Raw genomic sequence first — 21,154 nt, 5'->3', positions numbered from 1 at the left:
TCGCCTTCGCGAGCAGGCTCGCTCCCACATTTGGCCGGTGGTGAACACAAGATTTGTGCCCACCGAAAATCCCCTGTGGGAGCGAGCCTGCTCGCGAAAGGATCGATAGAACGCTGCAAACCTGAAGCTAGATCCACCCACCCCACTGCAACACAAAGATCCCCAGGTTGGTGGTAATCGCCGCCATCAAGGTGGTGATGACGATGATCGCCGCCGCCAGCTCGTGGTTGCCATTCGCGGCGCGGGCCATGACGTAGCTGGCGGCGGCGGTGGGGCTGCCGAAGTACAGGAACAGGATCCCCAGTTCCGCCCCGCGAAAACCCCACAACCATGCGCCCAGAGTAGTCACCAACGGCAAGCCGACCATCTTCACCAGGCTCGAACTCAGGGCCATCTTGCCGCTCTTGCGCAAGGCCGCAAGGGACAGCGTGCCGCCGATGCAGATCAGCGCCAGGGGCAAGGTCATTTGGGACAGATACTTGGCCGACGTCTCGAACCAGTTCGGCAGGCCGATCCGCCAATAGGCGAACGGCGCGGCGGCAAGCACGCTGATGATCAGCGGGTTGCTGATCACGCTCTTGCAGATGCTCCAGGGGTCGGACTTGATCACCGGGCTGTAGACCGCCAGCACGATGGTCGACAGGGTGTTGTAGAACAGGATCACCAGCGCCGCCAGAATCGCCCCCAGGGAAATCCCATAGTCGCCATACATGCTCGCGGCCAATGCCAGGCCGATCACGCCGTTGTTGCCACGAAACGCGCCCTGGGTGTAGATCCCGCGATCCTCCCGCGGGCAACGCCAGATCGCCCAGCCCCAGGCCATGGCGAAACTCACCAGGGTGGCAATCGAGAAATAGATCAGCAGGTCTGGCTGCAAAGCCGCGTGCAAATCAGCGTGCAGAATGCCAAGGAACAACAGCGCCGGCATGGTGACGTTGAACACCAGCGACGAGGCGATGTGGATGAAGTTGTCGTTGATCCAGCCGATGCGCTTGAGCAGCGTCCCCAGAAACAGCATGGCGAACACCGGCGCGGTGACGTTCAGGGTTTCGAGGAAAATTGCCAGCATGCCGAGGACCTTGAGAAGGAGGTGTCGTTAGGTGGCTAATGATAAGCCACTCACGACGTTGGCGTCTGGTCGAGCCTCTTCGCGAGCAGGCTCGCTCCCACATTGGATCTCCAGCGATAACAGAATCCACATTCACCCCCACATCCCTGTGGGAGCGAGCCTGCTCGCGATCAGCGCCGGATCAGGTAATCGGCGCCGGGTTGAACAAGGTAATGTCGTTGAACAACTTGTGCTGCTCGGCCCAGGTCTGTTTCTTGCCGCTGGCCACGTCCAGGTAGTAGTGGAACAGCTCCCAGCCCAACTCTTCGATGGTCGCGCGCCCGGTGGCGATGCGGCCGGCGTCGATGTCGATCAGGTCCGGCCAGCGCTGGGCCAGTTCGGTACGGGTCGAGACCTTCACCACCGGCGCCATGGCCAAGCCGTACGGGGTGCCCCGACCGGTAGTGAACACGTGCAGGTTCATCCCCGCCGCCAGTTGCAGCGTGCCGCAGACAAAGTCGCTGGCCGGCGTGGCGCAGAAGATCAGGCCCTTTTGCTTGAAGCGCTCACCCGGGCCAAGCACGCCGCTGATTGCGCTGCTGCCGGATTTGACGATCGAGCCCAAGGACTTCTCGACGATGTTCGACAACCCACCCTTCTTGTTGCCCGGCGTGGTGTTGGCGCTGCGATCGGCCTCGCCCTTGGCCAGGTAACGGTCGTACCAGTCCATTTCGCGCACCAGTTCCTGGGCGACTTCCTGGGTTTGCGCCCGGGAGGTCAGCAGGTAGATCGCATCGCGCACTTCGGTGACTTCAGAGAACATCACCGTCGCACCGGCCCGCAGCAACAGGTCCGAGGCGTAGCCCAGGGCCGGGTTGGCGGTGATGCCGGAGAACGCATCGCTGCCGCCGCACTGCATGCCCAGGATCAGCTCCGAGGCGGGCACGGTTTCGCGCCGACGCTGGTCGAGTTTCTTCAGGCGCGTCTCGGCCAACTCCATGATCTGCTCGATCATCTCGGTAAAGCCGTGGCTGGAATCCTGCAAGCGATACAACCATGGCTCGCTGAGGTCCACCGAGCTATCGCCTTCGTGCATCACCTGCCCGGCCTGCAATTTCTCGCAGCCCAGGCTGATCACCAGCGCCTCGCCACCCAGGTTCGGGTTGCGCGCCAGGTTGCGCACGGTGCGGATCGGGATGTAGGCGTCGGTGGCGGTGATCGCCACACCGCAGCCATAGCTGTGGGTCAGCGCCACCACGTCATCAACGTTCGGGTACTTGGACAGCAGCTCTTCTTTGATGCGCTTGACCGCATGGTCCAGCACCCCGGTGACGCACTGCACCGTGGTGGTGATGCCCAGGATGTTGCGCGTGCCGACGGTGCCGTCGGCGTTGCGGTAGCCCTCGAAGGTGTAGCCTTCCAGTGGCGCATCCGCCGCCGGCACATCGGTGGACAGCGGCAGGCTGTCCAAGGGTGGCGCGGTGGGCATGCGCAATTGGTCTTCCTTGACCCAGCTGCCACGAGGGATCGGTTGCAGCGCGTAGCCAATGACCTGGCCGTAGCGAATCACCTCGCCACCCTCGGGAATGTCCACCAGGGTGACCTTGTGGCTCTGTGGCACGAAGTCCACGGTGACCAGGCCGTCCGGGAACTCGGTCCCGGCGGGTACGCCCTGGTCGTTGACAACAATCACCACGTTGTCCCGCTCGTGCAGGCGGATGTAACGGGGCGAATCGGCATGTTCAATCAGATTCATGGACGCCATTCCTCAGGATTTGGCTTCAGACAGGCTGGATAGGTCGGCTTCCCTGGCCGTGGGCTCCTTGAGCACCACACGCTTGATCGGGCCCACGATGACCAGATAGCTGAACACCGCCACCAACGCATTGCAACCGACGAACACCAGGGCCCACTTGAACGAACCGGTGGCGCTGATGATGTAGCCGATGACGATTGGCGTGGTGATCGACGCCAGGTTGCCGAAGGTGTTGAACAGGCCACCGCTCAAGCCGGCGATCTGTTTTGGCGACGTGTCGGACACCACGGCCCAACCCAATGCGCCCACGCCCTTGCCGAAGAATGCCAGGGCCATGAAGCCCACCACCATCCATTCGATATCGACGTAGTTGCACGCCACGATGCTGCTGGACACCAGCAGCCCGGCGATGATTGGCGCCTTGCGGGCGAAGGTCAGCGAATGGCCCTTGCGCAGCAGGTAGTCGGAAATCACCCCGCCGAGGACGCCACCAATGAAACCGCAAATGGCCGGCAAGGACGCGATGAAACCGGCCTTGAGGATGGTCATGCCGCGCTCCTGCACCAGGTACACCGGGAACCAGGTCAGGAAGAAATAGGTGATGCCGTTGATGCAGTACTGGCCCAGGTACACGCCGAGCATCATGCGGTTGGTCAGCAGTTGGCGGATGTAATCCCACTTCGGACCGTCGGCTTTCTTTTCCTTGCCCTTGTCCTGGTCCATGTCAACCATCGCGCCATTGGAAGCGATGTGGTTGAACTCGGCCTCGTTGATCATCGGGTGCTGGCGCGGGCTGTAGATGACCTTCAGCCAGACGAGCGAGAACACGATGCCGATCACGCCCATGACGATGAACACGTGCTGCCAGCCGAAGCGGTAGACGATCCAGCCCATCAGCGGCGCGAACAATACGGTGGCGAAATACTGCGCCGAGTTGAAGATCGCCGAGGCGGTGCCACGTTCGGCGGTGGGAAACCAGGCCGCGACGATACGGGCGTTGCCGGGGAAAGAAGGCGCTTCGGCCAGCCCGACCAGAAAGCGCAGCATGAACAGCGCAACCACCGCCGTGGACATGCCGAACTCACCGACGTAGCCCTGCAGCACGGTGAACAGCGACCAAGTGAAAATGCTCAGTGCATAGATTTTCTTCGACCCGAAACGGTCGAGCAGCCAGCCGCCAGGAATCTGCCCGGCCACGTAGGCCCAGCCGAAAGCGGAGAAGATGTAACCGAGGGTGACGGCGTCGATGCCGAGGTCTTTTTGCAGGCTGGAACCAGCGATGGCGATGGTGGCGCGGTCGGCATAGTTGATCGTCGTCACCAAAAACAGCATGAGCAGGATCAAATAGCGGACGTGCGTCGGCTTGGTCTCTTGCATGTAATCTACTTCCACTATTTATTTTTATGCGGGAAATCAAATTGTACGGTCGGCGCCAGAGCCCGGCGCCGGCCGGTCTTGCGTATTACGAGCCGATGTAGGAGGTCTTCACCACGGTGTAGAACTCTTGCGCGTAGCGACCTTGCTCGCGCGAACCGTAGGACGAACCTTTGCGCCCACCGAACGGAACATGGTAATCCACGCCGGCGGTTGGCAGGTTGACCATCACCATGCCTGCTTGGGAGTGGCGCTTGAAGTGGTTGGCGTACTTCAACGACGTGGTGGCGATACCGGCCGACAAGCCGAACTCGGTGTCGTTGGCCATCGCCAGCGCCGCCTCGTAGTCAGCCACGCGCACGACGTTGGCCACCGGGCCGAAGATCTCTTCGCGGCTGATGCGCATCGAAGCCTCGCTGTCGGCGAACAGGGTCGGCGCCAGGAAGTAACCTTCGGTGTCGCAAGTCACTACACCACCACCGCTGACCAGCCGCGCACCTTCGCTCTGGCCGATGTCGATGTACTTCAAGTCCTGGTTGAGCTGGGCTTCGGAAACGACCGGGCCGATGTCAGTGCCAGCCTTCAGCGCGTGACCGACCTTGATCGATTGCATGCGCTCGGCCATGGCCGCAACGAACTTGTCGTGGATACCGGCAGTGACGATCAGTCGGCTCGATGCCGTGCAACGCTGGCCGGTGGAGTAGAACGCGCTCTGCACCGCCAATTCGACCGCCTGCTTGAGGTCGGCGTCGTCGAGGATGATCTGCGGATTCTTGCCGCCCATTTCCAGCTGGACCTTGGCTTGGCGCGCCACGCAGTTGACCGCGATCTGCCGGCCGACGCCCACGGAACCGGTGAAGCTGATGCCATCGACTTTCGGGCTGTTGACCAGAATGTCACCGACCACACGGCCGCTGCCCATCACCAGGTTGAACGCACCGGCCGGGAAACCGGCACGGGAAATGATCTCGGCCAGGGCCCAGGCGCAGCCCGGCACCAGCTCGGCGGGCTTGATCACCACGCAGTTGCCGTAGGCCAGGGCCGGGGCAATTTTCCACGCAGGGATGGCGATCGGGAAGTTCCACGGAGTGATCAGACCAACCACGCCGAGGGCTTCGCGGGTCACTTCGACGTTGACGCCCGGGCGCACCGACGGCACGTAGTCGCCCGACAGGCGCAGGCATTCACCGGCGAAGAATTTGAAAATGTTGCCGGCGCGGGTTACTTCGCCGATGGCTTCGGGCAGGGTCTTACCCTCTTCCCGGGCCAGCAGTTGGCCAAGCTCTTCGCGACGGGCGAGAATTTCGCTGCCGACTTTGTCCAGCGCATCGTGACGGGCCTGGATGCCCGAGGTCGACCAGGCCGGGAACGCGGCACGGGCGGCTTCGATGGCGGCGTTGACTTGCGCTGCGTCAGCCTTGGCGTATTCACCGATGACGTCGGACAAGTCAGACGGGTTGATGTTGGTGCAATAGTCAGCACCGGCCACCCACTCACCGTTGATGTAGTTATCGAAACGCTTTGCATCTGCCACGGAGCTTCTCCTCTCACAAAAGCTGTCTAGGAACGCAGGGCGTCCCTGGCTGCGTTTCCACGCGCACGTGGAAACGATCAAGCCTTACGCAAAAAGCCGCTGATTGCTCAGCGGCCTTGTCGGGTCTGTTACTGCTTGCCTTGCTTGTCGATCAGCGCGGCCAGGGCTTCGTACTCTTCTGGCAGCAGGTCGGTCAGCGGCGTGCGCACTGGGCCCGCGTCATAACCAACGATCTTCGCGCCGGCCTTGACGATGCTCACCGCGTAACCCGCCTTGCGGTTGCGGATGTCCAGGTATGGCAGGAAGAAGTCGTCGATGATCTTGCCGACAGTCTCGTGATCTTCGCGGGCAATGGCGTGGTAGAAGTCCATCGCGGTTTTCGGGATGAAGTTGAACACCGCCGAGGAGTAGACCGGCACGCCCAGGGCCTTGTAGGCCGCGGCGTAGACTTCAGCGGTCGGCAGGCCGCCCAGGTAGCTGAAACGGTCGCCGAGGCGACGACGGATCGACACCATCAGTTCGATGTCGCCCAGGCCGTCCTTGTAGCCGATCAGGTTCGGGCAGCGCTCGGCCAGTTGTTCCAGCTGGGTCGCGTTCAGGCGGCAGACGTTGCGGTTGTACACCACCACGCCGATCTTCACCGATTTGCACACGGCTTCAACGTGGGCGGCAACGCCGTCCTGGCTGGCTTCGGTCAGGTAGTGCGGCAGCAGCAACAGACCCTTGGCGCCCAGGCGCTCGGCTTCCTGAGCGTATTCGATAGCCTGGCGGGTGGCACCGCCGACGCCGGCGAGGATTGGCACGCTGGTGGCGCAGGTATCGACGGCAGTCTTGATGACTTGCGAATACTCACTGGCGGCCAGGGAGAAGAATTCACCGGTGCCGCCCGCCGCGAACAATGCAGAGGCGCCGTACGGGGCCAGCCACTCGAGGCGCTTGATGTAGCTGTCGCGATTGAAATCGCCATTGGCAGTGAAATCGGTAACCGGGAACGACAGCAGGCCCGACGAGAGGATGGACTTCAGTTCTTGTGGATTCATTATTCGAACACCCTGGACGCAAATGTTGTGTTGTGGAAATGGTTCAGCTTCATGTGAAGTTGTAGGTCATCGTACAACTTAAAATGTGGGCGTCAACTGTATTTCGTCTTTTGTCGGGTGTCGGGGTTGGGGTGTTCCGCGCGAGGCCTTGTAAACCGGGGCTTTGGGCGTGATTGGGAGACGGATGAAACTTGCTGGCCGGGCCTCCACGACCGCTCGTCGCCACTGTCAACTCTGTCAGTAGGCGTCGTTACTGCATGGGGGCATAACCAGACATGGCTGTGCTGGACACGGCCGTAGTCCCTTTTCACAATCTTTTAAGTGAGTCGCCCGTACGCGACGATCAGGGCTGCCTCACAAGGAGTGACATCATGGAAATATATGCGAAGCCAACCGTTCAGAACTATCCAGAAAACCCATCCACAGGGACGGTCAACATCAGCCTGTCAGCGATGCAAGAAAGTGGACTCACCGTTGTGATTGCGGGAAAGCAAAAAGTACCTCTATACGACGATGCCTTTTTGATACTCGCTCCCGATGGGGAAAAACCTGGGTGGACGGGAGAACGTGGATCATTGGTGGACTTCACGGACCCTGAAAATCCCCAGCAAAAAACCGAGAACACTGTGATGACTCTGCCCAAGGAGGCACTGAAAAAGTACTTAGGCGAAGAGGTCCAACTGCGCTATCAGACATATGGTGAGTCGGAGGAATACAGGTACTCCAAGCCGATAAGGCTGAAGATCGAGCCGTAAGTTATTGTCCACATACCTGCACGTAAGGTCGACACAAAGATCCGAAGTCAAACAAAGCACCGTTGTGGCGAGGGAGCTTGCTCCCGCTCGGTTGCGCAGCAACCGCCATCAACCTGGGGCCGCTTCGCAGCCCAGCGGGAGCAAGCTCCCTCGCCACAACAGCATCCTCGGCGCCCTAGCAGTGAGCGACTTTCAGCCCTGCGCCTGCGCCTCTTCATGGGCCTGGCGCAGCCGCTCGCGGCTGTTGGTCAGGTGCAAACGCATGGCCGCACGGGCCGCATCGGAATCCTGGCGAGCGATGGCCTCGTAGATTTCCTCGTGCTCGCGACTCAGTCGATCCATGTAGTGCTGTTGGTCGTCATGGGCCAGGCGCGCCGAGTTCAGCCGGGTGCGCGGGATGATGCTGGTGCCCAAGTGGGTCATGATGTCGGTGAAGTAACGGTTGCCGGTGGACAGGGCGATTTCCAGATGGAAGGCGAAGTCCGAGGCCACCGCGTCGCTGGCGTGGGCCGCGCTTTCGTTCAAGGCATCGAGCGCCGCCCGCATCGCCGACAGTTGCTCATCGCTGCGGCGCTGCGCCGCGAGCCCGGCGGATTCCACTTCCAGGCTGATGCGCAACTCCAGGATCGCCAGCACATCGCGCAGCGTGACCACCGTCGCCGGGTCGATGCGAAAGCCGCTCGGGCTGGGCGTGTCCAGCACGAAGGTGCCGATGCCATGGCGGGTTTCAACCTGGCCGGCCGCCTGCAAACGGGAAATTGCCTCGCGCACCACCGTGCGGCTGACGCCATGGGCCTCCATGATCGCCGACTCGGTGGGCAACTTATCGCCACGCTTGAGCAGGCCGTCGCGAATCTGCTCGGTCAGCACCGTCACCAGCTCCTGCGCCAGGCTGCGGCGCTTGCGGGGAAGGCGTGGGACGTTGATCGGGTTTTCCATGGTGTGTCTCTATTTGACAGGCGGCTAAGTATGCATCATAGCGCAACGCGGTTGTACGATCACCGTGCTCACTGGTGGGCCTTTTCAAAGGTTACTGCCATGCATCGCTGTGGCGAGGGGATTTATCCCCGCTGGGCTGCGTAGCAGCCCCTTGGTCTATTGGCAGACTCAATATCAAGACCGTTGATTTGAAAGGGGCGCTTCGCGCCCAGAGGGGATAAATCCCCTCGCCGCAACAGCGTTCGACAATGACAATCAAGCGGTCACGGCCTGCTCCACCAGTTGGCCATTTTCGATACGCACATGTCGCGGATGGAAACGTTTCAAGCTGCTTCGGTGCCCGACACTGACAATGCTCAGGCCTGGCAACTGGTCGATCAGCGCCTGGTACAACGTCGCCTCGTCTTCTTCATCCATCGCCGAAGTCGCTTCGTCCATGTACAACCACAGTGGCGCGTAAAGCAACGCACGGGCAAAGGCCAGGCGTTGTTGCTCGCCGGGCGAGAGCATGCGCTGCCAGTGGTTGCTTTCATCCAACCGCGCCACCAGGTGCGGCAGGCGACAGGTTTCGAGCACCTGTGCATAACGTTCGTTGGGGTAGACATCGCCCGCCTGTGGGTAACTCAGCACTTCCCGCAGGCTGCCAATCGGCAAGTAGGGCTTTTGCGGCAGGAACAGATAACGCGCCGAGGGCAGGAGAATGCTGCCATGCCCCGCAGGCCACAAATGCCCCATCGCCCGCAGCAACGTTGACTTGCCGCTGCCGGAGCGACCACTGAGCATCACCCGCTCGCCCGGCTCCACGCTCAGTTCGCCATGGGTCAGCAGATGCCGACCATCGTTCAGGTCCAGCCCGAGATCGTGGACCTTCAGCTCGTTGCCCTGGCTCTGTACATCAATGGCCGGCACGCGCTCTTCGTTGTCGCTCATCGCCTGGCGGAAACTCAGCAGACGGTCACAGGTGGCGCGCCACGCGGCGAGGTTGGCGTAGGCGGTAATGAACCAACTGAAATTCTCCTGCACATTACCGAACGCCGAGTTGATCTGCATGAGCTCGCCCAGTTGGATCTTGCCCGCGAAATAACGCGGCGCGGCGACGATGAATGGGAAAATGATTGCGATCTGGCCGTAGCCGGACGTAAAGAATGTCAGGCGCTTGGACACCCGCATGATGTCCCAGAAGTTGTGCCAGACCAGGCCGAAACGACCACTCAAGCGACGATTCTCATTAGGCTCGCCGCCATAGAGCGCGATGCTCTCGGCGTTCTCGCGCACCCGCACCATGGAGAAACGCAGGTCGGCTTCGAAGCGCTGCTGGTTGTTGTTCAGACCGATCAGGCGACGGCCGATCAGGTGCGTCAGCCAACTGCCCACCGCCGCATAGACCAACGCGCACCAGAACATATAGCCAGGGATGGTGTAGCCGAACACCTCGATGCTGCCAGACACGCCCCACAGGATAATCGAGAACGACACCAGGCTGACCACCGTGCGAAGCAGCCCCAGGCCCAGCTCCAGCGTGTTGCTGGTAAAACTGTTGAGGTCTTCGGAGATCCGCTGGTCGGGGTTGTCCGTGTAGCCACCCTGCTCCAGCCGGTAGTAGTTCTTGTTGTTGAGCCAGCGGGCGAAATGCTGCTCGGTGAGCCAGGCCCGCCAGCGGATGGTGAGCATTTGCGTGAGGTACAAGCGGTACACCGCGCCCAGGATCGCTACCGCCGCGATGCCGCAGAAGTACAGGATCAACCGCCAGAATGCCACGGTGTCCTTTTCTTGCAGGGCGTTGTAGAAATCCCTGTACCAACTGTTGACCCACACCGAAATCGCCACGCTGAACAACGACAGCGCGATCACGGCGATCAATAGCGTCCAGGCCTTGCCCTTCTCCTCACTGCGCCAGTATGGCGTGGTCATCTGCCAGACACGGCGCAAAAAATGGCCGCGCACCGCGTCATTGACCGCGGAATATTCAGCGTTCTGATTCATGGTTAAGGCTCAATAAAGGAATAACTCGGGCCGATGATAGAGCAACGGCCCGATCTGTCGCGAGAGGGACAGCATTCGTTCAGCGCAGGTTCAGCGACGCACCGGACGCTTCTGCAATTTGCGCTGCAAGGTCCGCCGGTGCATGCCCAAGGCACGAGCCGTGGCGGAAATATTGCCTTCGTGCTCAGTCAGCACCCGCTGGATGTGTTCCCATTGCAGGCGATCCACCGACATGGGGTTTTCCGGCACCAGGGTATCGAGGTCGGCGTGCTCGGACAGCAGCGCCGCCAGCACATCGTCGGCATCCGCCGGTTTGCACAGGTAGTTGCACGCGCCGCGCTTGATGGCCTCGACCGCGGTGGCAATGCTCGAATAACCGGTGAGGATCACCACGCGCATCTCCGGGTCCAGCTCCAGCAGCTTGGGCAGCAGCACCAGGCCGGAGTCGCCGTCCATTTTCAGGTCGAGGGCGGCGTAGTCCGGCAGGTCGGCCTGGGCGATGGTCAGGCCCTCTTCGGCGGAACCGGCGGTGCTGACCCGAAAACCGCGACGGGACATGGCCCGGGCCATGACGCGGGTAAAGGTGGCGTCGTCATCCACCAGCAGCAGGTGCGGCAGTTCTTCGCCGTCGACTTGGATCTCGTCACTCATATTCGTCTCCTCGGTCGGCATGGGGCAGGCGCAGCTCGGTGAGCGTACCGCCTTCCTCATGGGGGTAGAGTTTCACCGAGCCGCCGGCGCGTGTCACGCTGGCCTTGCTCAAAAACAGGCCCAGGCCGAAACCCTTGCCCTTGGTCGTGAAAAACGGTTTGCCGATCTGCTCGGCAATCGCCAGCGGCACACCGGCGCCGTGATCGCGAATACAGATCGTCAGTTCATAGGCGTCCCAGTCCAGCACCACTTCCAAGTTTTCCGGGCAGGCGTCGGCGGCATTGTTCAGCAGGTTCAGCAAGGCCTGGGTCAAGTCCGGCGGCGGCGCCATGCGCGGCACCGTGCCCTTGCCCAGGCACTGGAAGCGATAACTGGCTTCGGGGCGCATCAGGTGCCAACGGTTCAGGGCATCGTCGAGCCAGAACGTGACCGCCTGCATGTCGATGTCCAGCCGGCGGTTGGCCTCGGCGGCGCGCACCAGGTATTGCAGGGTTTCCTTGCAGAGCTTGACCTGGTCTTGCAGCACACTGAGGTCTTCTTGCAACGCCGGGTCTTTATGGTCCTGGCGCATTTCCTTGAGCAGCACGCTCATGGTCGCCAGCGGCGTGCCCAGTTCATGGGCAGCGCCGGCGGCCTGGGTCGCCACGGCCAGCAGTTGCTCGTCCCGCAGGCCTTCTTCACGACGGATCGCCCGCAACTCTTCCTGGCGACGCAATTCTTCGGCCATGCGCGCGGCAAAAAAGGTGATGACCGCAGCCGCCAGGGCGAAGCTCAGCCACATGCCGTAGATCTGCAGGTTTTCCCGGGCGATGGGGAAGGTTTCCAGCGGATAGAAGCGCGCCAGCAACAAGGTGTACAGCGCCAGGGCGATGCCGGACAGGATCAGCGAAAAACGCCACGGCAGTGTCACGGCGGCGATGGTCAGCGGCACCAGGTAATAAGAGACGAAAGGATTGGTGGAGCCGCCGGAGAAATACAGCAGCGCGCTGTGGATAAACAGGTCGCAGGCCAGTTGCACAGCGTATTCAAGTTCGGTCACTGGCCATGAGGTGCGCAGGCGAATCGCAGTCAACGCGCAAAGTACGCTGGAAAAGACCAGCGTGATTGCCAGTTGCAGCCAAGGCAGCGGCAGCAGGTCGAACCAATAGGCAAGCCCCACCGAGCCGGCCTGGGCTGCGAGGACCAGAATGCGGATAAACGTCAGGCGCCATAGGTTCTGGCGCGAAGCGGAAGTCATTTGCAAAGGGGCGAGCATGAGCTCTCCTGATGAGCGCTCCAGGCGGATCGCATGGAGTATAACCAAGGCAGGGCTTGCAGCGGCGGATATGCGGCAAAGCGCCACAGCTTTGGACGCTACATAGCCCCCTGTGGCGAGGGAGCTTGCTCCCGCTGGACCGGTCCGACGCTTCGGGCGCAGCAGGCCCAAAAGATTACGACTGCTGCGCAGCCGAGCGGGAGCAAGCTCCCTCGCCACGAAAAGCCACTGGGCTGCGATCTGTATAGAAGTTGTAACTGTGCGAACCGCACCATAAACGCTAGAGTCTTATCGTTCACGCAGGCCCGGAACCTACCCCTGCGCATCATCCCAAGGAGCTTTCATGCACACGTTCAGTCGCCCCGCCGCCCTGCTCGCCCTCAGCCTCGGCACCGTCGCCAGCCTGCCGGCCGTGGCCGCCGATGAGCTTCATTACAACCAGATATCCCTGCGCGCCGAAGCCAGCCAGGAAGTGGCCCGCGACCTGATGATCGTCACCCTCTACACCGAGGAACAGAACACCGACCCGGCCAAACTCGCGGCCACCGTCAGCACCACACTGAACAAAGCCATTGGCCAGGCCAAGCAGGTCAAGGACATCAACTTGCGCCAAGGCAGCCGCAACAGCTACCCGGTCTACGATAACAAGGGTCAGAAGATCACCGGCTGGCGCGAACGCGCCGAGCTGCGCCTGGAAAGCGCCGACTTCGCCGCCCTGTCCAAACTCACCGGCGAGTTGCTCACCGACATGAAAATGGCCGGCATGGACTTCGCCATCGCCACCGCCACCCGCCAGACCAGCGAAGACGCCCTGCTCAAGGACGCCGTCAACGCCTTCAAGGCCCGCGCCCAACTCGCCACCGAAGCCTTGGGCGGCAAGGGTTACAAGATCGTCAACCTGAACTTCAACACCAACGGTTATCCACAACCGTACATGCGCCCGCAGATGATGATGAAAGCGGCGTCCATGGATGCCGAGTCGGTCACGCCGGAAGTGGAAGCAGGCACCAGCAAAGTGACGATGACGGCGGATGGGGTTGTTGAGGTGTTGATGCAGTGATGATCGGCGGTGGTTCAGTTAATTTTACTGACTGAACCACCGAAGCCGAGCGACAAAAACTCCGTGGCGAGGGAGCTTGCTCCCGCTGGGCTGCGCAGCGGCCCCAAACCAGACACCTAGGTGTATCAGATGGATGCAGTCGCTGCTGTTGGGGCCGCTTCGCGCCCCAGCGGGAGCAAGCTCCCTCGCCACAGGTTTGGTGGTCGGCGGGACATAGGCATATTGCTTCGACCTCTGCTGGGGTCTTCTCGGAACGGAGTCGCACAATAGTTTTGACATTTCCAAAAGCAGCACGAGAGAACTGGCCACGTTTTATGGAACGTGGACAGCGAAAGATTAGGCCTCCTTGAAAAGTCAAAATGTTTTTCTCAGGCATGAAATGTACAGCCTTCACACCTGGGCCTTCAGGTGACCTTCGCGAACAAACCCACCCACAACTGATCGGGTACATCCGTGAAAAGATAGGCAGGCTACAAGGCCGCCTTCGCGAGCAGGCTCGCTCCCACAAATGGATTGGGTATGACCGGGAGAGCCAGGTCGACTACCAGTTCAGCTTTGCTCCCACAGACCTGACAGGTGTACGACCCGGGAGAAACGCTATACCCAAACCCCACGGTCCCCCTCACTTTTCGATATTTCCCCCACCCCCACCCGCAACGCTACTCTCCTGAAAACCTCACCGCCCCCAAGGGATTTCATGGACAGAACCACCTTCAAGCCCCTCCTGCTCGCGCTGGCCCTGATCAGCAGCGCCCCAATGGCCCAAGCCGCCACCACCCTGGTCTACTGCTCCGAAGCCAGCCCCGCCGGGTTCGACCCCAGCCAATACACCAGCGGCACCGACTTCGATGCCTCGGCCGAAACCGTGTTCAACCGCCTCACCCAGTTCAAGCGCGGCGGCACCGAGGTCGAGCCCGGGTTGGCGTCAAGCTGGGACGTATCCGCCGATGGCCTGGCTTACACCTTCCACCTGCGCGAGGGTGTGAAATTTCATACCACCGACTTCTTCACCCCGAGCCGCGACTTCAACGCCGACGACGTGCTGTTCACCTTCCAGCGTCTGCTCGACTCACAACACCCGTTCCGCCTGGCCTACCCCACCGAATCGCCGTATTTCACCGACATGGGCCTGAACACCACGATCAAGAGCGTCGAGAAGGTCGACGAGCACACCGTCCGCTTCACCCTCAATAACGTCGACGCCGCGTTCGTGCAAAATTTGGCGATGAGTTTTGCCTCGGTGCAATCGGCCGAATACGCCGCGCAATTGTTGAAAGAAGGCAAGGCCGGCGACCTCAACCAGAAACCCGTCGGCACCGGGCCGTTCGTGTTCAAGCGCTACCAGAAGGATTCGCAGATCCGCTACGTCGCCAACACCGCGTACTGGAAACCCGAGGACGTGAAGCTCGACAACCTGATTTTTTCCATCACCCCGGACGCCGCCGTACGCCTGCAAAAGCTCAAGCGTGGCGAATGCCAGGTCAGCGGTTATCCGCGCCCGGCCGATATCGAAGTGATGGAGCAAGACCCGAACCTGCAGGTGCTCAAGCAGCCCGGCTTCAACCTGGGCTTCCTGGCCTACAACGTGACGCACCCGCCGCTGGACCAGCTCAAGGTCCGTCAGGCGCTGGACATGGCCATCGACAAGCCAGCGATCATCAAAGCGGTGTACCAGAGCGCTGGGCAACTGGCGCAAAACGCCTTGCCACCGGCCCAATGGTCGTTCGACCCTGCGATCCAGGACGCGCCCCATGACGTGACCAAGGCCAAGGCGCTCCTCAAGGAAGCCGGGGTTGCGCCCGGTACAACCATTGATTTATGGGCGATGACGGTGCAGCGCGCCTCCAACCCCAACGCGCGGATGTCGGCGCAAATGATCCAGCAGGATTGGGCCAAGATTGGTATCAAGGCGAACATCGTCAGCTACGAATGGGGCGAATACATCAAGCGCGCCAAGAACGGCGAGCATGACGCAATGATCTATGGCTGGACCGGCGACAACGGTGATCCGGACAACTGGCTCGGCGTGCTTTATAGCTGCGCGGCGGTCAAGGGCAGCAACTACGCCAAGTGGTGCGACCCGGCCTATGACCGGATGATCCAGCAGGCCAAGGTCGCGACCGACCGGCAAAAACGGATCGAGCTGTACCAGCAGGCGCAGAAAATCCTCAAGCAGCAGGTGCCCATCACACCCATTGCCAACTCAACGGTGTTCCAGCCGATACGCAAGGAAGTGGTGGATTTCAAACTCAGCCCGTTTGGCCTGACACCTTTCTACGGCGTGGGTTTGAACAAGTAAAACCCGCCCCATGGCGGTGCGCAGCAGCCCTGCGCCGCACCGCCAGCGGGCGCCTTTTGCCCCAAAAAAACCTGCGCAAACGATCAAATGCGTCAAAAGTTACAAAGATGCGACATTAAGGTACGTTCGTGCCACTGTTTCAGAGTTGAAACCGCTCTAGATCTTGCATTGGGTATGGGGCCTGCATAAGTATCCGCAGGACGACTCACGAGGTCGCCCTCAAATCCAAAAATGACAACAAATCATGAGGCCAACATGCTTAAACACGCGGTCATTCCGTTTTTAGTCGGTGCAGGCTTGTTAGCCAGCGCTCCTTTCGCTTCCGCCGCGACTAACCTGGTGTTCTGCTCCGAAGGCAGCCCGGCCGGTTTCGACCCCGGTCAGTACACCACCGGAACCGACTTCGATGCCTCTGCAGAAACCATGTTCAACCGCCTGACCCAGTTTGAGCGCGGCGGCACCGCCGTGATTCCTGGCCTGGCCACCAAGTGGGACATCTCCGAAGACGGCCTCACCTATACGTTCCACCTGCGTGAAGGCGTCAAGTTCCACACCACCCCGTATTTCAAGCCGACCCGTGAATTCAATGCCGACGACGTGCTGTTCACGTTCAATCGCATGATCAACAAGGACGACCCGTTCCGTAAGGCGTACCCAACCGAATTCCCGTACTTCACCGACATGGGGATGGACACCAACATCACCAAGATCGATAAAGTCGACGACCACACCGTCAAGTTCACCCTCAAAGATGTCGACGCCGCGTTCATCCAGAACATGGCCATGAGCTTCGCCTCGATCCAGTCCGCCGAATATAGCGCCCAACTGCTCAAGGAAGGCAAGGCCCCGGACATCAACCAGAAGCCGGTCGGCACCGGCCCGTTCGTGTTCAAGAGCTACCAGAAAGATTCCAACATCCGCTACACCGGCAACAAGGAATACTGGAAGCCTGAAGACGTGAAGATCGACAACCTGATCTTCGCCATCACCACCGACCCGTCGGTGCGTATCCAGAAGTTGAAGAAGAACGAGTGCCAGATCACTCTCTTCCCACGCCCGGCCGACCTCCAGGCCCTGAAGGACGACAAAGCGCTGAAGATGCCTGATCAGGCGGGTTTCAACCTGGGCTATGTAGCTTACAACGTGATGGACAAAGTCAAAGGCGACGACAAGCCCAACCCACTGGCTGACCTGCGAGTTCGTCAAGCCTTGGACATGGCCGTGAACAAGCAACAGATCATCGACTCTGTGTACCAAGGAGCGGGCCAGCTGGCGGTCAACGCCATGCCACCGACCCAGTGGTCCTACGACACCACCATCAAAGATGCCAAATATGACCCAGAGAAAGCCAAGGCGCTGCTCAAGGAAGCCGGCGTCAAGGAAGGCACAGAGATCGTTCTGTGGGCCATGCCGGTTCAGCGTCCGTACAACCCGAACGCCAAACTGATGGCGGAAATGCTGCAGAATGACTGGTCCAAGATCGGCCTGAAGGTCAAGATCACCAGCTACGAATGGGGCGAGTACATCAAGCGTTCCAAAGGTGGCGAGAACCAGGCCATGATCATTGGCTGGAGCGGTGACAACGGTGACCCGGACAACTGGCTCAACGTGCTGTTTGGCTGCGACTCGCTGCAAGGCAACAACTTTTCCAAATGGTGTGACAAGAAGTTCGACGGCCTCGTGAAAGAAGCCAAGCGCACCACCGACCAGGCCAAGCGCACCGACCTCTACAAACAGGCACAACACGTCCTCAAGGATGCTGTGCCGATGACACCTATCGCTCACTCGACGGTGTATCAACCCATGCGCGCCAACGTGCAGGACTTCAAGATCAGCCCATTTGGCTTGAACTCCTTCTACGGCGTCAGCGTCAGCAAATAACGATAGGCAACGGCGGCGCTTTCAACGTCGCCGTTGTGCTATCCGCCAAGACCCAAGGAAACCGCCTGCCTTTGGAAGCACCGCACACAGCGGTAGCCGAGAGGGCATCGCCTTTTCCCACATGTCTTTCAGGCGTTACGCATTTACCGCCTCGCCCACGACTCATACCGTCGGGCTACCGGTTTGCTAATGCTGTGGCATCGCTGTTTTACGCAATGGAATGAGCCCAGTGCCCCGGACCTGTCCCCGAAGAAGGACGCCGGTTCGCTGACAAACACCCCGAACGAAAGAGGGAGCGTCATGCGCCATACCTTGGTTTTATCCGCATTGCTGGGCACCGGCCTGCTGGCCGCCACATCCGCAGCCCAGGCCGCCGGCGGCAGCCTGGTGTTCTGTTCCGAAGGCAGCCCCGCCGGTTTCGACACCGCGCAATACACCACCGCCACTGATAACGACGCCGCCGAGCCGCTGTACAACCGCCTGGCCGAGTTTGAAAAAGGCGCGACCAATGTCGTCCCGGGCCTGGCAACAAGCTGGGACATTTCCGAAGACGGCTTGAAGTACACCTTCCACCTGCGCGAAGGGGTGAAGTTTCATACCACCGATTACTTCAAGCCGACCCGGGATTTCAACGCCGACGACGTGCTGTTCACCTTCAACCGCATGCTTGACCCGCAGCATCCGTTCCGCAAGGCCTACCCCACTGAGTTCCCGTACTTCAACGGCATGAGCCTGAACAAGAACATCGCCAAGGTAGAAAAGACCGGGCCGCTGACGGTAGTCATGACGCTGAACAGCGTCGACGCAGCGTTCATCCAGAACATCGCTATGAGCTTCGCCTCGATCCTGTCGGCTGAATACGCCGACCAGTTGCTCAAGGGCGGCAAGCCGAGCGATATCAACCAAAAGCCGATCGGCACCGGGCCGTTCGAGTTCAAGAGCTACCAGAAAGACTCCAACATTCGCTACGTCGCCAACGACAAGTACTGGGCACCGGAGCGGGTGAAGCTGAAAAACCTGATCTTCTCCATCAACACCGATGCGTCGGTGCGGGTGCAGAAACTCAAGGCCAACGAATGCCAGGTCACGCTGCATCCGCGTCCTGCCGACGTGCCCGCCTTGAAGAACGATCCCAAGCTGCAGTTGATCGAGAAGCCCGGCTTCAACCTCGGCTACATCGCTTATAACACTCGCCACAAACCCTTCGACCAGGTCGAAGTGCGCCGTGCGCTGGACATGGCGGTGAACAAGCAAGGCATTCTCAACGCGGTGTACCAGGGCGCGGGGCAACTGGCGCAGAACGCCATGCCACCGACCCAATGGTCCTACGACGAGACCATCAAGGACACGCCTTACAACCCGGAAAAAGCCAAAGAGCTGCTCAAGGCCGCCGGAGTCAAGGAAGGCACCGAAATCACCCTCTGGGCCATGCCCGTGCAACGCCCATACAACCCCAACGCCAAGCTGATGGCCGAGATGCTCCAGGCCGACTGGGCGAAGATCGGCCTGAAAGTGAAGATCGTCAGCTATGAATGGGGCGAGTACATCAAGCGCACCAAGAACGGCGAGCACGACATCAGCCTGATCGGCTGGACCGGCGACAACGGTGACCCGGACAACTGGCTGGGCACGCTGTACAGCTGTGACGCCATTGGTGGCAACAACTACTCCATGTGGTGTGACCAGGATTACGACAAGCTGATCAAGCAGGCCAAGATCGTCACCGACCGCGAAAAGCGCACCGTGCTCTACAAACAGGCCCAGCAGTTGCTCAAGCAGCAAGTGCCGATCACCCCTGTTGCCCACTCGACGGTCAACCAGCCGCTGAGCGCCAAAGTCGAAGGGTTCAAAGTCAGCCCCTTCGGTCGCAACGTCTTCTCGGGCGTCAGCCTGAACCCATAACCGTATCGCCGCACAGCGAGGGCTTCCCTGGAAGCCCTCACGCAGACGTCTTGCCGTAATTCGCCGATCCGGCGCCAGGCAAACGTTTGCACGCTGCAAATGAGCTGTAAACCAAATAGCCGTATCACCAAAAAAGAACGGCATAAAAAAGAAAGAAAAAGGAGCGTTACCGATGAAACTGAGCAGCACCGCGATACTGGCCTTGGCCATCAGCAGCATCACCGCGACGGCCTATGCAGAGTCCCAGAGCCAGGCGGTTACGCCGGTGACGGTCAAGACCAGCAGCGCTCAATCCGAAGCCAAGGGCTTTATTGAAGGGCAAAAGCTTGAGGGCAGTACCCGTAACTGGTACTCCAACGAACAACTCAAGCGTGGCGCAAAATTCTCGTATCAGAAGAACGGCGCCCTGGCTCCAACTGATCGCCGCATCAACTGGATGCAAGGCACCATCATCAAGTACAACTCGGGCTTCACCGAGGGCACTGTTGGCTTCAGTACCGAAGTGGCTGCCTACAACGCTATCGCGCTGGAGCGCGACCGCAAGAATCTGGCATCGGCCAATGGTGGCGCTCCAGAGCCAGGACGAGGCGGCCGCGGAAACAACCGTACCCTGACTGAGAATGGCGGCGATGCTGTCGACCAGTGGAGCAAGCTGGGCCTGGCCAACGTCAAGGCCCGTGTCTCGAACACTACCCTGACTGCAGGTCGCCAGAATTTCAGCAGCCCGATGGTCGATGTGATAGGCAACCGTGCCCTGCCTTCGAGCTTCGAAGGTGTGAGCCTGCACAGCGAAGAGCTGGAGAACCTGTCTTTCGATATCGGCACCTTCGATCGCAACTCGCCTCGTACCGAACAGAGCCAGCGCAAGTTCCGCTCCGAATACGGTAACTCCTCGGCTGAAGCCGACCATGTAAATACCGCCGGTATCACTTACCAGCCGCTCGCCAGCCTGACCACCAGCCTGTGGGGCACCCAGGCCGAAGACCTGTGGAACCAGTACTACTTCGGCGCCAGCCACGTGCTTGGCGACAGCTCGGTACTGAGCCTGACCACTGGCCTGAACTACTATAAGACCGTCGATTCGGGTTCTGCCCTGCTGGGCGATATCGACAACGATACCTACTCGCTGTCGTTCGGCCTGACTCACCAGGCTCATACCGTGACCTTCTCGTACCAGGAAATCAATGGCGACGAGTACTTCGACTACCTGCACGAAACCAACGGCATCTACCTGGCCAACTCCCTGCTGTCGGACTTCAACGGCCCGAACGAGAAATCCTTCCAGATCGCCTATGGCCTGAACATGGCCGAGTACGGCGTGCCGGGCCTGAAGTTCAACGTCTACCAAGCCCGCGGCTGGGGTATCGATGGCACTCACTACACCGGTAACAAAGGCGTAGTTGGCAAGGGTTACGACGGCGTCCAGGCCATGGACGGTGAACATCACTACGAGTACGGCATCGGTGCTTCCTACGCCGTGCAGAGCGGTCCGTTGAAGGCCACCGCGATCCGTGCGACCTACACCGCTCACCGCGCCAGCGAGAACCAGGCCGACGGCAGCATCAACGAATTCCGTCTGGTCACCACCATCCCGTTCAACATTCTCTAAACTGCCACCGGGCGGTCGACTCAAAAGGTCGCCCGCCCGGTCTTTTGCCAATTACCCGATTGCAGAGG

15 protein-coding genes are annotated in these 21,154 nt (G+C 60.4%); 6 read left to right on the top strand and 9 right to left on the bottom strand.

Annotation, left to right across the window (positions count from 1 at the left end; genetic code table 11):
• Positions 1 to 127: 127 nt before the first annotated feature.
• The 5 genes from J3Q04_RS04225 to kdgD form a co-directional block, all read right to left on the bottom strand.
• Positions 128 to 1,069 (bottom strand): AEC family transporter, encoded by a 942-nt coding sequence (locus J3Q04_RS04225; RefSeq protein WP_434607773.1) that lies wholly within the window; start codon positions 1,067 to 1,069, stop codon positions 128 to 130.
• A 181-nt stretch (positions 1,070 to 1,250) separates the two neighbouring features.
• Positions 1,251 to 2,804, bottom strand: a complete 1,554-nt coding sequence (gene garD, locus J3Q04_RS04220; RefSeq protein WP_434607775.1) for a galactarate dehydratase — start codon at positions 2,802 to 2,804, stop codon at positions 1,251 to 1,253.
• A 12-nt stretch (positions 2,805 to 2,816) separates the two neighbouring features.
• Entirely contained in the window at positions 2,817 to 4,181 is a 1,365-nt protein-coding gene (locus tag J3Q04_RS04215; protein ID WP_434560659.1) for an MFS transporter, read from the bottom strand.
• 85 nt (positions 4,182 to 4,266) lie between these two features.
• The gene (locus J3Q04_RS04210; RefSeq protein ID WP_434560661.1) at positions 4,267 to 5,712 is read right to left on the bottom strand and encodes an aldehyde dehydrogenase family protein; all 1,446 of its coding nucleotides are present in this window, start codon (positions 5,710 to 5,712) and stop codon (positions 4,267 to 4,269) included.
• A 128-nt stretch (positions 5,713 to 5,840) separates the two neighbouring features.
• Entirely contained in the window at positions 5,841 to 6,752 is a 912-nt protein-coding gene (gene kdgD, locus J3Q04_RS04205) for a 5-dehydro-4-deoxyglucarate dehydratase (protein WP_186613371.1), read from the bottom strand.
• A 371-nt stretch (positions 6,753 to 7,123) separates the two neighbouring features.
• Here kdgD and J3Q04_RS04200 point away from each other — a divergent pair, with 371 nt between their 5' ends.
• Complete coding sequence (locus J3Q04_RS04200; protein WP_434607778.1) at positions 7,124 to 7,507, top strand: hypothetical protein; 384 nt, start codon at positions 7,124 to 7,126, stop codon at positions 7,505 to 7,507.
• Between the two features lie 192 nt (positions 7,508 to 7,699).
• On the opposite strand, the gene J3Q04_RS04195 is transcribed toward J3Q04_RS04200, so the two are convergent.
• The 4 genes from J3Q04_RS04195 to J3Q04_RS04180 form a co-directional block, all read right to left on the bottom strand.
• The gene (locus J3Q04_RS04195) at positions 7,700 to 8,446 is read right to left on the bottom strand and encodes a FadR/GntR family transcriptional regulator (RefSeq protein ID WP_420765536.1); all 747 of its coding nucleotides are present in this window, start codon (positions 8,444 to 8,446) and stop codon (positions 7,700 to 7,702) included.
• 255 nt (positions 8,447 to 8,701) lie between these two features.
• On the bottom strand, positions 8,702 to 10,429 hold the full coding sequence (locus tag J3Q04_RS04190; protein WP_420765537.1) for an ABC transporter ATP-binding protein/permease: 1,728 nt from the start codon (positions 10,427 to 10,429) through the stop codon (positions 8,702 to 8,704).
• Positions 10,430 to 10,519: 90 nt separating this feature from the next.
• Complete coding sequence (locus J3Q04_RS04185) at positions 10,520 to 11,080, bottom strand: response regulator transcription factor (RefSeq protein ID WP_003177957.1); 561 nt, start codon at positions 11,078 to 11,080, stop codon at positions 10,520 to 10,522.
• Positions 11,073 to 12,335 carry an ATP-binding protein gene (locus tag J3Q04_RS04180; RefSeq protein ID WP_420765538.1) on the bottom strand — a complete coding sequence of 421 codons (1,263 nt, stop codon included), beginning with the start codon at positions 12,333 to 12,335 and terminating at the stop codon, positions 11,073 to 11,075. Before J3Q04_RS04180 ends, J3Q04_RS04185 begins: the two co-directional genes overlap by 8 nt.
• A 343-nt stretch (positions 12,336 to 12,678) precedes the next feature.
• Between J3Q04_RS04180 and J3Q04_RS04175 the strand changes: the two genes are divergently transcribed.
• The 5 genes from J3Q04_RS04175 (at position 12,679) to J3Q04_RS04155 (ending at position 21,086) form a co-directional block, all read left to right on the top strand.
• A complete protein-coding gene (locus J3Q04_RS04175; RefSeq protein WP_434607781.1) occupies positions 12,679 to 13,395 on the top strand; it encodes an SIMPL domain-containing protein in 717 nt (238 codons plus the stop codon).
• A gap of 697 nt (positions 13,396 to 14,092) precedes the next feature.
• Complete coding sequence (locus J3Q04_RS04170; protein ID WP_434607783.1) at positions 14,093 to 15,694, top strand: ABC transporter substrate-binding protein; 1,602 nt, start codon at positions 14,093 to 14,095, stop codon at positions 15,692 to 15,694.
• A gap of 255 nt (positions 15,695 to 15,949) precedes the next feature.
• Positions 15,950 to 17,575, top strand: a complete 1,626-nt coding sequence (locus J3Q04_RS04165) for an ABC transporter substrate-binding protein (RefSeq protein WP_434607785.1) — start codon at positions 15,950 to 15,952, stop codon at positions 17,573 to 17,575.
• Between the two features lie 300 nt (positions 17,576 to 17,875).
• Positions 17,876 to 19,477: an ABC transporter substrate-binding protein gene (locus J3Q04_RS04160; protein ID WP_434560671.1), complete on the top strand. Its 1,602-nt coding sequence runs from the start codon at positions 17,876 to 17,878 to the stop codon at positions 19,475 to 19,477.
• Between the two features lie 172 nt (positions 19,478 to 19,649).
• Positions 19,650 to 21,086, top strand: coding sequence for an OprD family porin (locus J3Q04_RS04155; protein WP_434607788.1), 1,437 nt, complete (start codon positions 19,650 to 19,652; stop codon positions 21,084 to 21,086).
• Positions 21,087 to 21,154 lie beyond the last annotated feature (68 nt).

The organism is Pseudomonas sp. D4-21, from assembly GCF_051132125.1.
Taxonomy (GTDB): Bacteria; Pseudomonadota; Gammaproteobacteria; order Pseudomonadales; family Pseudomonadaceae; genus Aquipseudomonas.
The sequence above is the reverse complement of the archived record's forward strand: the minus strand, read 5'-3'. Positions and strand labels throughout refer to the sequence as shown.

Bases quoted from the DNA above. Each gene is read 5' to 3' on its own strand.
- J3Q04_RS04225 (WP_434607773.1), bottom strand. From the start codon at position 1,069: ATGCTGGCAATTTTCCTCGAAACCCTGAACGTCACCGCGCCGGTGTTC.
- garD (WP_434607775.1), bottom strand. From the start codon at position 2,804: ATGAATCTGATTGAACATGCCGATTCGCCCCGTTACATCCGCCTGCAC.
- J3Q04_RS04215 (WP_434560659.1), bottom strand. From the start codon at position 4,181: ATGCAAGAGACCAAGCCGACGCACGTCCGCTATTTGATCCTGCTCATG.
- kdgD (WP_186613371.1), bottom strand. From the start codon at position 6,752: ATGAATCCACAAGAACTGAAGTCCATCCTCTCGTCGGGCCTGCTGTCG.
- J3Q04_RS04200 (WP_434607778.1), top strand. From the start codon at position 7,124: ATGGAAATATATGCGAAGCCAACCGTTCAGAACTATCCAGAAAACCCA.
- J3Q04_RS04195 (WP_420765536.1), bottom strand. From the start codon at position 8,446: ATGGAAAACCCGATCAACGTCCCACGCCTTCCCCGCAAGCGCCGCAGC.
- J3Q04_RS04190 (WP_420765537.1), bottom strand. From the start codon at position 10,429: ATGAATCAGAACGCTGAATATTCCGCGGTCAATGACGCGGTGCGCGGC.
- J3Q04_RS04185 (WP_003177957.1), bottom strand. From the start codon at position 11,080: ATGAGTGACGAGATCCAAGTCGACGGCGAAGAACTGCCGCACCTGCTG.
- J3Q04_RS04180 (WP_420765538.1), bottom strand. From the start codon at position 12,335: ATGCTCGCCCCTTTGCAAATGACTTCCGCTTCGCGCCAGAACCTATGG.
- J3Q04_RS04175 (WP_434607781.1), top strand. From the start codon at position 12,679: ATGCACACGTTCAGTCGCCCCGCCGCCCTGCTCGCCCTCAGCCTCGGC.
- J3Q04_RS04170 (WP_434607783.1), top strand. From the start codon at position 14,093: ATGGACAGAACCACCTTCAAGCCCCTCCTGCTCGCGCTGGCCCTGATC.
- J3Q04_RS04165 (WP_434607785.1), top strand. From the start codon at position 15,950: ATGCTTAAACACGCGGTCATTCCGTTTTTAGTCGGTGCAGGCTTGTTA.
- J3Q04_RS04160 (WP_434560671.1), top strand. From the start codon at position 17,876: ATGCGCCATACCTTGGTTTTATCCGCATTGCTGGGCACCGGCCTGCTG.
- J3Q04_RS04155 (WP_434607788.1), top strand. From the start codon at position 19,650: ATGAAACTGAGCAGCACCGCGATACTGGCCTTGGCCATCAGCAGCATC.